This window comes from Glutamicibacter sp. 0426, assembly GCF_001906485.1.
In the GTDB taxonomy this organism is placed as follows: domain Bacteria; phylum Actinomycetota; class Actinomycetes; order Actinomycetales; family Micrococcaceae; genus Glutamicibacter; species Glutamicibacter nicotianae.
In genome coordinates this window covers 488,469-501,929 of the sequence record NZ_MPBI01000001.1, presented here as the reverse complement: position 1 = coordinate 501,929, position 13,461 = coordinate 488,469, and the positions used below count along the sequence as shown (strand labels likewise).

Genomic DNA, 13,461 nt, shown 5'->3' with positions numbered 1-13,461 from the left:
GTTGATATAAGGCGCTGCCTGAATGCACTAGGCTCGGAGGCAACGCCTCCCACCACTTTTCAAGCTTTATAAAACAAGGAGATACGGGACGATGTCTGAAACCGTAAACCTACCCGCACTGGGTGAAAGCGTTACCGAGGGTACGGTAACCCGCTGGCTGAAGCAGGTCGGCGACCGCGTAGAGGTAGACGAGCCGTTGGTGGAAGTTTCCACCGACAAGGTTGACACTGAAGTTCCTTCGCCGGTAGCTGGCGTCATCGAGGAAATCTTCGTGGCCGAGGACGAGGACGCCGAAGTTGGTGCCCCACTGGTTCGCATCGGCGATGGCTCCGGCTCCGGCGACGCTGCACCAGCAGCACCAGCCACTGAAGAAGCACCAGCGGCACCAGCCGCAGAGGAAGCACCAGCTGCACCGGCAGCTGAAGAAGCTCCTGCAGCCGCACCTGCCGGTGGCGCTGCCTCGGGTACCGAAGTTACACTGCCAGCCTTGGGCGAGTCGGTGACCGAAGGTACCGTTACCCGCTGGCTGAAGGAAGTTGGCGATGAGGTATCCGTCGACGAGCCACTGCTTGAGGTTTCCACCGACAAGGTAGACACCGAAGTTCCTTCCCCAGTTGCTGGCACCCTGCTGGAAATTCGTGTTCCAGAGGATGAAACCGCTGAAGTTGGCGCTGTACTGGCCGTTATCGGTGCCGCTGGCTCCGCGCCAGCAGCCGCTCCAGCCAAGGAAGAGGCTCCAGCTGCTGCTCCAGCCAAGGAAGAGGCTCCAGCTGCTGCTCCTGCAAAGGAAGAGGCTCCGGCCGCCCCAGCTCCAGCCAAGGAAGAGGCTCCGGCCGCCCCAGCTCCAGCCAAGGAAGAAGCACCTGCTGCCCCTGCCGCTCCAGCTGCACCTGCTGCCGAGGCAAACAACGAGTCCGGGTACGTCACCCCTCTGGTACGCCGCCTGGCTAACCAGCACAACATCGACATCGCTTCGGTGAAGGGCACCGGTGTTGGCGGTCGCATCCGCAAGCAGGATGTGCTGGACGCTGTTGCAGCCCAGGAAGCTGCTGCTCCAGCTGCTCCTGCCGCCGCTGCTCCTGCCGCCGCAAAGCCGGCTACACCTGCAGTGGAGGTTTCCTCGCTGCGAGGCACCGAGGAAAAGGCTCCACGTATCCGCCAGGTTATCGCTCGCCGCATGCGCGAGTCCCTGGACATATCGACTCAGCTGACCCAGGTCCACGAAATCGATATGACCCGCATCGTGAAGCTGCGAGCTGCGGCCAAGGCCAACTTCAAGGCCACCAACGGCGTGAACCTCACTTACCTGCCATTCATCGCCAAGGCTGTTGCCGAGGGCCTGAAGGCACACCCTAAGCTGAACGCTGAGTACAACGAAGAGACCCAGAAGATCACCTACCACAATGCCGAGCACTTGGCATTCGCAGTCGACACCGACAAGGGCCTGCTGGTTCCTGTCGTGTCGAACGCTGGCGATCTGAACCTGGCAGGCATGGCTTCGCGTATTGCTGATGTTGCTGCACGTACCCGCAGCAACAAGATCGGTCCAGACGAGCTGTCCGGTGGCACCTTCTCGATCACCAACATCGGTTCGGTTGGCGCACTGTTCGACACCCCGATCATCAACCAGCCACAGGTAGCCATCCTGGGCACCGGTGCGATCGTGAAGCGTCCAATGGTCGTCACCGATGCAGAAGGCAACGATTCGATTGCCATCCGCCACATGATGTACCTGTGCTTGACCTACGATCACCGTCTGGTTGACGGCGCCGATGCAGGCCGCTTCCTGCAGACCGTCAAGGCTCGCCTTGAAGGTGGCGCCTTCGAAGGCGAACTGGGGCTGTAAAGATCCAGTTGCGGCCCTCGTCGCCTAGGTAGATAATCGCCCCTGCCGTTGATTCGGCAGGGGCGATTCTGCGTTTTCTACGAACAGTCGAAAATAGATTAGGCTAGTGTCATGACTATTCTTCTTTCTCTCCTGATTTTCGTGCATATCTTGGGCGCAGCAGCCATCTTCGGTGGCTGGCTGGCCAATTTCAAGACCCCTACGGTCTCTGTATGGCAGTGGTACGGCGCCATCGTGCAGCTGGTAACGGGTCTGGCCATGGTCGGGATTCTCGAGGCCGGCGACGGTTCGCCAAACCACATGAAGATTGGCATCAAGACACTGATTGCACTCATCATTCTGGTCGCAGCTTTCATTGGCCGCAAGAAGATGAAGAACGGCGAGGAAGTTTCTACCGGTATTGCCCATGCAGTGGGTGGCATGGCCTTCATCAACATCGCGATTGCGGTTCTCTGGATCTAATCCGCAGCAGCCGTTATGGCGGGAGATGAAACCAACAGCTTTGAGCAAGCCTTGGTTTCGTCTCCCGCCATTATGCATTTAACGTCGTAATACCTTGCCGATCTTCCAGCCGCTTTCTTCCAGCACCATTTCAACTTCAATGCGCTGCGGCTCGGCAGCCTGGACGGTGTGCATCGTGGCCCCTTCAGCATCAACGTAACGGTATTCTTCTTGGGTCGAAGTCGCGGCAAGAATGACAGTGTCACCCTGTCCGCGGGCGGATACCGTCACATCCTTCAGTCCTGTGCGCAGACCTTCAAGTCCCAAACCCATGTCCCGTAGCTGATCGATCGTTTCCAGATCGCGCTGCAATTGCTCTGCACCAGGAGTGTAGAGCTCCTTGAGCCTCTCCCCCGCCAGCTGCCCCATCGCCTTGTCTCGTTCTCGTGAAAGTGCCAAGAATGCCGATATTACCGTTTCTCGATTCAACGCACAGGCGGGCACTTGTGCACCATCCTTGATTCGGCACTCTTGTTCTGCTGGGGGCGCCATTGCCGGCGCAGTCGTTTCGTTCGCGACAGCGGCCCGGAAATAATTGACGCCCACCATGCTCCCGAGCACGACCATGATGCCCAAGACGGCAGCACCAGCCAGCTTCACGGCCCCGGGTGTTCTGCGCAACCGATGGCTGTGCCAGGATTGATCATTCCCGCTATTCCGCTGCCCTCCTGCGGCATCCCGTGCACGCTTTGAGCGCCTGTGCGCAGCACCCGATTCCCGGGTTGGATGGATGGTTTCCATCAGATGAGTAGCTTCAGCAGCTACATGGCCTTCCCAATGGATGGGCTCAGCTGGACAACTCGCGAACAGGGTTCGAGCAAACTGGTCGGCGGTTGGCCTCGCTTGCGGCACCGGATTCATGGAATCGATCAAGAGCTCATGAATGATCGAGGGGACGCCGGGGAACATCACGCTAGCTGGTGGACGCATCAGTTCATCTTCGGGAACCCGTCCCGACAGGAGAAACCACAAGCAGGCGCCCAGCGAGTACACGTCCTGCTCTCCAGCTTGGCTTTCCATCGCCCCGGCCTGCATTTCAGGGGCGACGAATCCGGGTGTGCCGGAACCAGTAAGCGCTTGACTTGACGAAGCAGCTTCCTGGAAGTCGATGATCTTCGGCATGCCCTTGGCGGTCAGCAGGATGTTGGCTGGCGACAAGTCCCCATGGCGTTGGCCCTGCGAATGCATGACCGATAGAGTTTGCGCAATGGGAGCCAACGCAGTCACGCATTCACCAAGCGCAAAGGCGCTGCGGCTGGAAACGAGGTCTGCCAAACTCCCGCCGGGACAATATTCCATGACCAGCCCCTCACCGAATTGAGTCGGCAGGGTTCCGTAAAAATCGACGACATATTTCCGCGACTGCCTGAACTCTTCCTGGCGCAGAGAAGTGATGTTTTCCATAGTCAGGCTAAGTTTAAGCGTCAGATACATCTGGTCGCTTTCCCTCCGGATCAGCCAAACTTTGCATGGTGACTTGGCACTTAGCGGCTTGACAGTCACATGCCCAGGGCTCGTCGGCCACGCTAGAACATTCGTTGATTCATCCATGTTTCCGTTGTATCCCACAAACAGGAAATGCAAGCTGGATATCCACAGGCAAGCTGAACGGCACTGAATTAGCGACCGATCGTTCAAGAGCGTAGGCTAGCCGTCATGGCGATCGAATTCGAACGAGTCGGACTAGGCTCAAAATTTGTGCCCTACATGGAAGCTTGGGATTATCAGATCCAACTGCATGATGCGGTAGCCGCGGACACGCAAACCCCTAGAGTCCTGTTCCTGGAGCACGAAGCGGTTTATACCGCAGGCAAGCGCACCGAACCCGAAGACCTCCCGCTGGACGGCACCCCCGTCGTGGATGTGGACCGCGGTGGCAAGTTGACCTGGCATGGCCCGGGACAGCTCATTGGCTACCCCATTGTCAAGCTCCGCAAGATCAGCGCAATCCGTCTTTACGTGGAGACCCTGGAAGAAGCCCTAATTAACGTCGTGAGCGAGCTTGGCATTCCAACGGCCCAGATCAAGGGCCGTTCCGGAGTTTGGGTACCAGGCAAAGACGGCGCGCAGGACCGCAAGATTGCAGCCATCGGCATCCGTATCAACCACGGCGTCACCATGCACGGATTCGCCTTGAACTGCTCGAACGCGCTTTCCGCATACGACCAGATCATCCCCTGCGGCATCTCCGATGCAGGTGTCACCACCATTTCCGAAGAACTGGGCCGTACCGTCACCCCTGAAGACGTCGTTGACCGAGTTCAAGCGGAAATAGAGCGTCTGCTTACCCCGCAAGTCGTCTAGACAACCACTCACTTCATTCAGAAAGAGCAGTCAATGAGCATCGAGCCAGAAGGCCGTCGACTACTGCGCGTCGAAAAGCGCAACTCCGCCGTTCCCGTGGAGCGCAAGCCCGAGTGGATCAAGGCGAAACTCAACATCGGCCCGGAATACGTGGGGCTGAAGAACCTGGTGCAGTCCGAGGGGCTGCACACCGTCTGCGAAGAGGCAGGCTGCCCGAATATCTTCGAGTGCTGGGAAGACCGCGAGGCCTCGTTCCTCATCGGCGGTTCCGAATGCACCCGCCGTTGCGACTTCTGCCAGATTGCCACCGGCAAGCCGGTGGCCATCGACCGCTCGGAACCTTTCAAGGTGGCCATGAGCGTGAAGAAGATGGATTTGCGCTACGCCACCGTCACCGGTGTTGCCCGCGATGACCTCGAAGACGAGGGCACGTGGCTGTACGCGGAGACGGTGCGGCAGATCCACAAGATGAACCCGAACACCGGCGTCGAGTTGCTGATTCCCGACTTCAGCGGCAAGCCCGAGAACCTGGATGTCATCTGCGATTCGGAGCCGGAGGTCTACGCCCACAATGTCGAGACCGTGCCCCGCCTGTTCAAGCGCATTCGCCCGGCCTTCCGCTACGAACGTTCCATGGATGTCATCACCCACGGCCACAAGCGCGGATTGATCACCAAGTCAAACCTGATCCTGGGCATGGGCGAAACTCGTGAAGAAATTTCAGAGGCCATGCGCGACCTCTATGAGGCCGGCTGCGATCTGCTCACCTTGACCCAGTACCTGCGCCCCACGGACCTGCATTTGCCAGTTGACCGTTGGGTCACTCCGCAGGAGTTCCTTGAACTTCAGCAGGAAGCCGAAGAACTCGGATTCTCGGGCGTCATGGCCGGGCCACTGGTTCGCTCTTCCTACCGCGCTGGCCGTCTCTGGGCTGGTGCCATGCGCAAGAAGGGCCGGGAAATCCCTGAGGCCCTGTCGCATATCGAGTCTTCGGGCAACACTCGCCAGGAAGCAGCTTCGCTGATCAAGTAGCTGGTTCTTGCGAACCAGTTTGGACGATGGCCCCGGGCCTGCAGATGGAAACCATCGCGGGTTCCGGGGCCATTCCACTGCCCGTTCATGGACAATTCAGCCGAAAATGCCATGTTCGTTCCAGCACGGCTTAGAACTATCAACTTCATCGCGTAGAATTAAGGCACTATGGCCAAAAACTCCGACAACGACGCAGCCGCGCCTAAGCGTGGCTTGTTTTCGCGTAAACCAAAAGCTGAGAAGAAGAACAAAGAACCAGGCCGCCTGAAGCAAATTGGCCAGGTCTTCCAGATGACGCGCCGCAACGACCCTATGGTCGTGTGGTGGATGGCATTGGCCGCCTTGGCCGTCATTGCTGTCTGCTTAGTTATCGGCTTCTTGATCAATAACTGGATCACGATGTTGATCATCGCAATCCCGTTGGCGCTTCTTGCTGCAATGTTCATCATGTCGCGCCGTGCCGAGAAGGCTGCGTTCTCGCAGCTTGAGGGTCGCCCAGGTGCCGCTGGCGCTGCTATGAGCGTGCTGCGTCGCGGCTGGATCCTGAAGCAGGAACCGGTTGCCTACAACCGCCACCAGGATCTGGTGTTCCTCGGCATCGGCCGTCCAGGCATCGTCCTGGTCACCGAGGGCCCGAAGAACCGCGTTCGCGAACTTGCCGCATCCGAGCGCAAGCGCATTGCCCGTGTTCTGCCGAACGTGCCTGTGCACATCATCAACGCTGGTTCCGAAGAAGGCCAGACTCCATTGGCTGAAGTTGGCAAGGCAATGAAGAAGCTTCCGAAGTCGATTACGAAGCTGGAAGTCAGCGCAATCGACAAGCGTCTGAGCACGTTGACTGCGAACCGTCTGCCCATCCCCAAGGGCGTAGATCCAAACCGCGTACGTCCAAACCGCCGCGCTATGCGTGGACGCTAAAGACAGCACTAAAGAAGCCGCAACAGGATTTTCCTGTTGCGGCTTCTTTAGTGCTGTCCGGACCTGAAGGCTAGGAGATATTCACCAAGATGGTTTTCGGCAACCGATCATGAAGGCCACGCTGGTCCTTGTCGGTAATGAAGGCCGGAATAGCCAAGCAAAGCAGCAACGAACGGCTCAAGCCTTGCAATGGCTTGATCGCGGTTCCATCCAGCGCCTGCACCTGCATGCCAAAGGTGCGATGACCGATCGTGTGCCCCGTGAACCCGACACCGATGATTTGCCCGGCACAAAACAGGCCCAGCGTTGCCAGGTCATGGCTATTGAACAGCCACCAGCTGAGCAGCATGGACAGTCCCCAGTCCAGGAGCAGGGCGCCGACCCTTCGCGGGAACCTGGCAACGGAGCCAGGACCCTTGACTGGGCGTCCCATATCCTGTCCGGGCCATTCTTGCGTATTGTGCTGCGGCGGCCCTTCAAGCCACGAGCTGAAGTCTTTTCTTTCCACCTATACAGTCTATCCAGCGATTCTGTGCGCCAGTTAGAACCCCATAACGCGGTAGCAAGTATCCAAGTCAGATTGTTACAGCTGGCAATCTGCGCAGATCAGATCGATACGACACGCCCGGATTCTCCGCTTGTAACAGGTTGGAAACAATAGAGACACCATTCAGAAATGGATTATAGGTAAGCTTGATACGTAAGCAAGAGGACCAGGCAGATAATTCTGGCTACGGGTTCCGTTTACCAAACCTCATATCTCACCAGGGAGTCACCTGCACATGTTTACCAGTCCAGAAGAAGTCTTGGCATATATTGCCGAAGAGGACATCAAGTTCGTCGATATCCGTTTCACCGACCTACCAGGTGTACAGCAACACTTCAACGTGCCGGCCAAGTCCGTGGATGCCGACTTCTTCGTCAACGGCCAGCTCTTTGATGGTTCTTCCATCCGCGGCTTCGCCGGCATCTCTGAGTCCGACATGCAGCTGATCCCAGATGTCACCACCGGTTTCATCGATCCGTTCCGCCTGGAAAAGACCCTGGCCTTCAACTTCTCGATCATCAACCCACGCACCGGTGAGCCTTACCACCGCGACCCACGTGGCGTTGCCGAGCGTGCTGAGGCATACCTGGAATCCACCGGCATCGCTGACACCGCATTCTTCGCCCCAGAAGCTGAATTCTTCATCTTCGAAGACGTTCGCTACGAATCCAAGCCGCAGGGCGCGTTCTACTCGATCGATTCCGACGAAGCACCCTGGAACACCGGTCGCAAGGAAGAAGGCGGCAACCAGGGGTACAAGACTGCTTTCAAGGGCGGCTACTTCCCTGTTGCACCAACCGACAAGCAGGCCGACCTGCGCGACGCCATCTGCGTTGAGCTGGATAAGGCAGGCCTTGAGGTAGAGCGCAGCCACCACGAAGTTGGCGCAGCCGGCCAGGCCGAAATCAACTACAAGTTCAACACCATGGTGCACGCCGCGGACGAACTGATGCTCTTCAAGTACATCGTGAAGAACGTGGCCGACGCCTGGGGCAAGTCCGCGACCTTCATGCCGAAGCCTGTCTTCGGCGACAACGGCTCGGGCATGCACGTCCACCAGTCGCTGTGGTCCAACGGCGATCCGCTGTTCTACGACGAAAAGGGGTACGCCGGCCTGTCCGACACCGCTCGCTGGTACATCGGCGGCCTGCTGAAGCACGCAGACGCCGTGCTCGCGTTCACCAACCCAACCGTGAACTCCTACCGTCGTCTGGTCAAGGGCTTCGAGGCCCCTGTGAACATGGTGTACTCGCAGGGCAACCGCTCCGCTGGCATCCGCATCCCGATCACCGGTTCGAACCCGAAGGCCAAGCGCATCGAGTTCCGCGCCCCGGATGCTTCCTCGAACCCGTACCTGGCCTTCGCAGCGCAGCTGATGGCTGGCCTGGACGGCATCAAGAACCGCATCGAACCAGCAGAGCCAATCGACAAGGACCTCTACGAGCTTCCTGCCGAAGAGGCCAAGGAAATCCAGCGCGCACCTGAAAGCCTCGAAGAAGCGCTGAAGGCTCTGGAAGCCGACCACGAGTTCCTGCTCGAAGGCGGCGTCTTCACCGAGGACCTGATCCAGACTTGGATCGAGTACAAGCGTGAAAACGAAATCAAGCCACTGAGCCTGCGCCCGAACCCATACGAATTCGAGCTCTACTATGGCTGCTAATCACCGTCTCGTACGGTAACGGCTCAACGCCGGGTCCCGCCTGTTGGCGGGACCCGGCGTTGTTTCGTCTCGGGGTAGGCTGGCGTCATGAACATTACAACTTGGGTCAGGGTGCAGCGCGAAGACGGTGAAACCGTCGGTTATCTCGACCCAGCGGATCCCGCTACCAGCGGGTGACCCCGCGCAATGTCTTGGGCCACGCCGTAGCCGATGATTGCGACTACCTTGACGGCGAACAGCTGCTCGTCGAGCGCGGCATCAGCGAGTTGATGAATTCCTGGGTGCTGGATGCCGGATCCTGCGACGCTACTGAATTGCTGTCCATCGTGGAGGTCTCGCCCCGCGGCATTGTGCTGGCCAATGCGTAGCGGGCTAAGGCATTGCAGCCTGCCGAACGCATCCATGTCCCGTGGCCTGATGTGGAGCATCGGCTGGCACCAGTCCAGCGCTGATACGGCGGCGGCTAGTATTCCTGCTTGTCGCCCTTGGCGGTCCACGCCTCGAAAGCGGCAAGGGCTGAAGGCATGTCGACCTTGGTGAAGGGGATGCGGCGTTGGCTCATGGGCAGTTCCAGCTCGGTGTAGATGAAGTTGTCGTCGAAACCGATGCTTGCCGCGTCCTGCCGGTCGTTGGCATAGTAGACGTGCTTGAATCGGGCCCAGTAGATGGCGCCGAGGCACATCGGGCACGGCTCGCAACTGGTGTACAGCTCGCACTGGGACAAATCGAAAGTCCCGAGCTCCTGCCCGGCTTTGCGGATCACATTGACTTCCGCGTGGGCTGTCGGATCGGAATCATGCACCACGGTGTTGTAGCCGGCGGCAATGACCTTGCCGTCCAGTACCACTACGGCACCAAATGGGCCGCTGTCGTTGCTGCCCAACGCCAGCAACGACTGGTCGACCGCTGCCTGCATTAGCTGTGGATCCATGGCCTGCTCCCCTCGCACCATCGGCGCCATCAGGCACTGCGCAAACGCCGAACCGAAATCTGGATCTGAGTGCCTAGCATATCCCCTTATCAGACTCCGGTGCGAGGACTTCGGAAAATTGATGCTGTGGCGACCGCACCCTGCGCGCGGCGATGTCCAGAGTTATCGTTGGCGTAGCGCCCGTAGGTAGCGCCATCGAGTAAGCTTCTGCGCGCCGAGCAGCAGCCAGAAGACCAAACGCCAGGCCCGGCGATCCGACGCGGCCGTGAGCGAACGGATTTCCAAAAACACTGATGACCCCAGCCGACGCAGGATGAACGCTTCCTCCCCGGAGACCGGGTGCCCGGGCAACGTTCGATAGGCGAATCCCACAACATCGCTGCGTTCAAGGACTTCCACAACCTCAACGGGCTCGTGGATGGACACCTGCCCCACCGGGACGATGATCTGCGGCTTGGCTCCGCTGCGGACTTTGTCCTGCGCGCTGATGCGAAATCCGCTACGGGTCTTCACCTCCCAGCGCAGCAGCGCGACCGCGGCCTGCCCCCAGAATGCTTCGCCCGAGCCCAGATAGGCTTGGCGTTGCCACACCCGGTAGGGCCCGGGCTCGGGGTTCCACAGCTTCTCGCTGATCCGTGTCAGGGACATCCGGGTTAGTCTTCGAAGCCGTAGAACAGCTGCTCGAACAGGGCTCGCGAGTGCCTGGTGGCGCGCAGGTAGTCTTCTTCCAGTTCCATGCCGGTGTTCGGCTCATAGCCGCACCAGCGAGCCACGGCTTCCATATCGCGCGCCGAGCTGGGCAGCACATCGCTGGAACGTCCGGAGGTGATGATCTCGGCACTGCGGATCCGGGTAGCCAGCCGCCAGGCAGTCGCCAGCAGCTCGCTGTCTTGCTCGGAGATGAGCTCCAGTTTGGCCAATTCTTCCAACGCCTTGAGCGTGGATGTGGTGCGCAAGGATTCGTGTTTCCACGCGTATTGCAGCTGGTAGAACTGCACCAGCCATTCGATATCCGACAGCGAGCCGCGTCCCAGCTTCAGGTGGCGGTTCGGGTCGGCACCGCGCGGGAGCCGTTCAGACTCGACGCGGGCCTTGATCTTGCGGATTTCACGAATCTCCGTGTCTTCGAGCCCCGTGCCATAGCGCACCGGCTTGATCAGTTCCATGAAGTCTGCGGCCAACTGGTCGTCTCCGGCAAACGGGCGGGCACGCTGCAATGCCTGGCGCTCCCAGATTTCCACCCAACGCTGGTAGTAGCTGGCGTAGGCGTCAATCGACCGGACCAGCATGCCTTGGCGGCCCTCGGGACGAAGATCCGAATCGACCTTCAATTTCACTTCCGCTGGAATCGCCGGCTTCAAAGGCTTCGAAGTCCACGACACCAGGTCGGTGACCACCCGAAGCGCTTGTTCCTGGGCGGCTTGGTCTTTGGCGCCGGGGACCGGACGCTGGACAAACAGAACGTCCGCATCGGAGCCGTACCCGATTTCCCGACCGCCTTGGCGGCCCATGGCAATGACCGCAATTACCGCATGCTCCCCGTGCTTGGCCTGGTCGTCAGCCAAAAGGACCTTCAGCACCCCGTCCACCATGGCGGCGTCAATGTTCGACAGGGCATTGCCGACTTCATCAACAGTTAGCAGGCCCGCTCCGTCGGCCAGCGCAACACGCAAGAACTCGCGGCGGCGCACCATGCGGATCATCCGGATGGCCGCCTCGGGCTGTTTTGTGCGATGGATGATGGAAGTGTTCTGCTGCAGCAGGTTCTCGAAGGTCTGCGGCGCCAATGAGGCGTCAGAGCCCAGCCAGGCGGCTGCGGCAGGCTCATTGGCCAGCAGATCAGTCAGGAAGCGCGTGTTCGACAGCAGATGGCTCAATCGCTCGGCGGCGGCATTCGTATCGCGCAGCATGCCGAGGAACCAATGGGACTTCCCCAGCGCCTCGCTGAGCCTACGGAAGCCCAGCAAACCTGCGTCCGGGTCCACCCCGCGGGCAAACCAGTCCAAGAGCACCGGGAGCAATTGCCGCTGCAGGGAGGCGCTGCGCGAGACCCCGCCGGTCAAGGCTTCGATATGCCGCATCGCTGCCTTGGGGTCGAGATAACCCAGGGCGCGAAGTCGGGCCTGCGCGGATTCTGCGGTGAGCCTGACATCATCGGCCGAGAGGTTGGAACTGCTCACCAGCAGCGGCCGGTAGAAAATACGCTCGTGCAGCGAACGCACCATGCGCTTGGTTTCATTCCACCGGCGCATCAGCTTCTCCGGGCTGCTCGGCTGCAGGTCTCCGGCACCGCGAATTGATCGCGCCAGTACGCGCTGGGCACTTTCGGCCCGGGGCATCAAATGGGTTCGGCGCAATTGGCTGAGCTGGATTCGGTGCTCCAGCAAACGCAGGAAACGGTAGGAGTCATCGAAATTCGTGGCGTCGTCACGGCCAATGTAGCCGGTGTCGCTCATGGCCTGGATCGCCAGGGTGGTTGTTGCCACCTGAATGGCAGGTTCCACACGTCCATGGACAAGCTGGAGTAGCTGGACGGTGAATTCGACGTCGCGCAGCCCGCCGGGGCCGAGCTTGATCTGCCACGCGACGTCTTGCTTGTCGATGTTGTCGCTGACGCGGCGGCGCATCGCTTGGACCGATTCGACAAAACCCTCGCGTTCAGAACTGGACCACACCATGGGCGAGACCATGCGCTCGTAGGAGCGTCCCAGTTCCTTGTCTCCGGCTATGGCGCGGGCCTTGAGCAAGGCTTGGAATTCCCATGAGTGGGCCCAACGCCGGTAGTACGCTTCATGGGAAGAGAGCGTACGGGTCAACGCCCCGTCCTTGCCCTCGGGGCGGAGATTCGCGTCCACTTCCCACAGCATCGGCTCCGGTCCTGGCACCATCAGGGCACGCGCCGTGTTGCCGCAGATGACCGTGGCGATCGCGGCGGCGAGATCTTCGTCCATGCCCAGGGCTGAATCATGGACATAGATAACGTCCACGTCAGAGATGTAGTTCAGTTCACGTGCACCGCATTTGCCCATGCCGATGATGGTGATCTTCACCCGGTCGACGTCGTCCGCATCATATTGTTCGGCGGCTTCGGCCCGGGCAATGGCCAGGGCTCCTTCGAGCGCGGCCCCAGCCATGTCGGCCAGTTCGGCGGCAACCTTGGGCAGGATGCGCTGCGGCTGGGTGGATCCCAAGTCCCGGTGTGCCAGCGATAGCAAGGCCTTTCGGTAGGCGGTGCGCAAACGCTGGCGTGCTTCAGCACCGGTATAGGAAGAAACCCAGTGCCCGCCCTCGGATTCATTGGCCTCGATGGAAGCCAGCAAGTCCTCGACCAGTTGATCCGAGGGAACGGACTCGAATTCGCCTGGAGGAGCTTGGCGGACGATATCCAAGGCCTCGGGGCAGCGTATGAGGAACTCGCCCAGCGCCGACGAGCTGCCCAGGAGCCTTACCAGCCCTTGGCAGCTGGCCGGCTGCGTGAAGATGTCGATGGCTTCCGGATGCCGGTCAACCAACCTCAGCGCCAGCAGCAGCGCCTGATCCGGATCTGGCGCGTGCGCCATCTTGCTCACGATCAGGTGGGGATCAATCTTGGACAATTCCTTGGATTGAAGGAAATTCTTGGCCCGTTCGACGTCGCTGAAGCCAGCGTTGATCAATGCTCGCGAGGGTACTTCCGGCATGGTTTCTCGTGTTCTCCCGCATTTCGCCGCGCAGCTTCACGC

Annotated in this window: 12 protein-coding genes; 7 read left to right on the top strand and 5 right to left on the bottom strand. The window is 59.8% G+C overall.

The genetic code is table 11. From position 1 onward, the window contains the following. Positions 1–91: 91 nt before the first annotated feature. Together sucB and BKX98_RS02395 are read left to right on the top strand one after the other, a co-directional pair. Positions 92–1,846 (top strand): 2-oxoglutarate dehydrogenase, E2 component, dihydrolipoamide succinyltransferase, encoded by a 1,755-nt coding sequence (gene sucB, locus BKX98_RS02400; RefSeq protein WP_073706032.1) that lies wholly within the window; start codon positions 92–94, stop codon positions 1,844–1,846. Between the two features lie 111 nt (positions 1,847–1,957). After that, positions 1,958–2,308: a hypothetical protein gene (locus tag BKX98_RS02395; protein WP_073706031.1), complete on the top strand. Its 351-nt coding sequence runs from the start codon at positions 1,958–1,960 to the stop codon at positions 2,306–2,308. A gap of 78 nt (positions 2,309–2,386) precedes the next feature. Here BKX98_RS02395 and BKX98_RS02390 read toward each other — a convergent pair whose 3' ends face one another. After that, positions 2,387–3,751: a protein kinase gene (locus BKX98_RS02390; RefSeq protein ID WP_158024648.1), complete on the bottom strand. Its 1,365-nt coding sequence runs from the start codon at positions 3,749–3,751 to the stop codon at positions 2,387–2,389. A gap of 225 nt (positions 3,752–3,976) precedes the next feature. On the opposite strand from BKX98_RS02390, the gene lipB reads away from it, so the two are divergent. The 3 genes from lipB (at position 3,977) to BKX98_RS02375 (ending at position 6,601) form a co-directional block, all read left to right on the top strand. Further along, entirely contained in the window at positions 3,977–4,651 is a 675-nt protein-coding gene (gene lipB / locus BKX98_RS02385; RefSeq protein WP_255314534.1) for a lipoyl(octanoyl) transferase LipB, read from the top strand. Positions 4,652–4,684: 33 nt separating this feature from the next. Further along, entirely contained in the window at positions 4,685–5,683 is a 999-nt protein-coding gene (gene lipA / locus BKX98_RS02380) for a lipoyl synthase (RefSeq protein WP_073706029.1), read from the top strand. 168 nt (positions 5,684–5,851) lie between these two features. Beyond that, positions 5,852–6,601, top strand: coding sequence for a DUF4191 domain-containing protein (locus tag BKX98_RS02375; protein ID WP_038993837.1), 750 nt, complete (start codon positions 5,852–5,854; stop codon positions 6,599–6,601). Between the two features lie 70 nt (positions 6,602–6,671). On the opposite strand, the gene BKX98_RS17190 is transcribed toward BKX98_RS02375, so the two are convergent. After that, positions 6,672–6,950 carry an RDD family protein gene (locus BKX98_RS17190; RefSeq protein WP_233125263.1) on the bottom strand — a complete coding sequence of 93 codons (279 nt, stop codon included), beginning with the start codon at positions 6,948–6,950 and terminating at the stop codon, positions 6,672–6,674. Positions 6,951–7,383: 433 nt separating this feature from the next. Here BKX98_RS17190 and glnA point away from each other — a divergent pair, with 433 nt between their 5' ends. Both glnA and BKX98_RS02360 read left to right on the top strand, forming a co-directional pair. After that, on the top strand, positions 7,384–8,808 hold the full coding sequence (gene glnA, locus BKX98_RS02365; protein WP_038993839.1) for a type I glutamate--ammonia ligase: 1,425 nt from the start codon (positions 7,384–7,386) through the stop codon (positions 8,806–8,808). Between the two features lie 173 nt (positions 8,809–8,981). Further along, a complete protein-coding gene (locus BKX98_RS02360; protein WP_073706028.1) occupies positions 8,982–9,176 on the top strand; it encodes a hypothetical protein in 195 nt (64 codons plus the stop codon). A gap of 95 nt (positions 9,177–9,271) precedes the next feature. Here the strand turns inward: BKX98_RS02360 and BKX98_RS02355 are convergent, their stop codons facing one another. From BKX98_RS02355 to BKX98_RS02345, 3 genes are all read right to left on the bottom strand, one after another. After that, complete coding sequence (locus BKX98_RS02355) at positions 9,272–9,739, bottom strand: nucleoside deaminase (RefSeq protein ID WP_038993847.1); 468 nt, start codon at positions 9,737–9,739, stop codon at positions 9,272–9,274. 162 nt (positions 9,740–9,901) lie between these two features. After that, complete coding sequence (locus BKX98_RS02350) at positions 9,902–10,387, bottom strand: DUF1990 family protein (RefSeq protein ID WP_073706027.1); 486 nt, start codon at positions 10,385–10,387, stop codon at positions 9,902–9,904. 5 nt (positions 10,388–10,392) lie between these two features. Further along, on the bottom strand, positions 10,393–13,419 hold the full coding sequence (locus tag BKX98_RS02345; protein ID WP_073706026.1) for a bifunctional [glutamine synthetase] adenylyltransferase/[glutamine synthetase]-adenylyl-L-tyrosine phosphorylase: 3,027 nt from the start codon (positions 13,417–13,419) through the stop codon (positions 10,393–10,395). Positions 13,420–13,461: the final 42 nt, after the last annotated feature.

Coding starts and splice junctions, on each gene's coding strand:
- BKX98_RS02355 (WP_038993847.1), bottom strand. CDS start 9,739: ATGGATCCACAGCTAATGCAGGCAGCGGTCGACCAGTCGTTGCTGGCG.
- sucB (WP_073706032.1), top strand. CDS start 92: ATGTCTGAAACCGTAAACCTACCCGCACTGGGTGAAAGCGTTACCGAG.
- lipA (WP_073706029.1), top strand. CDS start 4,685: ATGAGCATCGAGCCAGAAGGCCGTCGACTACTGCGCGTCGAAAAGCGC.
- BKX98_RS02375 (WP_038993837.1), top strand. CDS start 5,852: ATGGCCAAAAACTCCGACAACGACGCAGCCGCGCCTAAGCGTGGCTTG.
- BKX98_RS02390 (WP_158024648.1), bottom strand. CDS start 3,751: ATGGAAAACATCACTTCTCTGCGCCAGGAAGAGTTCAGGCAGTCGCGG.
- BKX98_RS02395 (WP_073706031.1), top strand. CDS start 1,958: ATGACTATTCTTCTTTCTCTCCTGATTTTCGTGCATATCTTGGGCGCA.
- BKX98_RS02345 (WP_073706026.1), bottom strand. CDS start 13,419: ATGCCGGAAGTACCCTCGCGAGCATTGATCAACGCTGGCTTCAGCGAC.
- BKX98_RS02350 (WP_073706027.1), bottom strand. CDS start 10,387: ATGTCCCTGACACGGATCAGCGAGAAGCTGTGGAACCCCGAGCCCGGG.
- glnA (WP_038993839.1), top strand. CDS start 7,384: ATGTTTACCAGTCCAGAAGAAGTCTTGGCATATATTGCCGAAGAGGAC.
- BKX98_RS17190 (WP_233125263.1), bottom strand. CDS start 6,950: ATGCTGCTCAGCTGGTGGCTGTTCAATAGCCATGACCTGGCAACGCTG.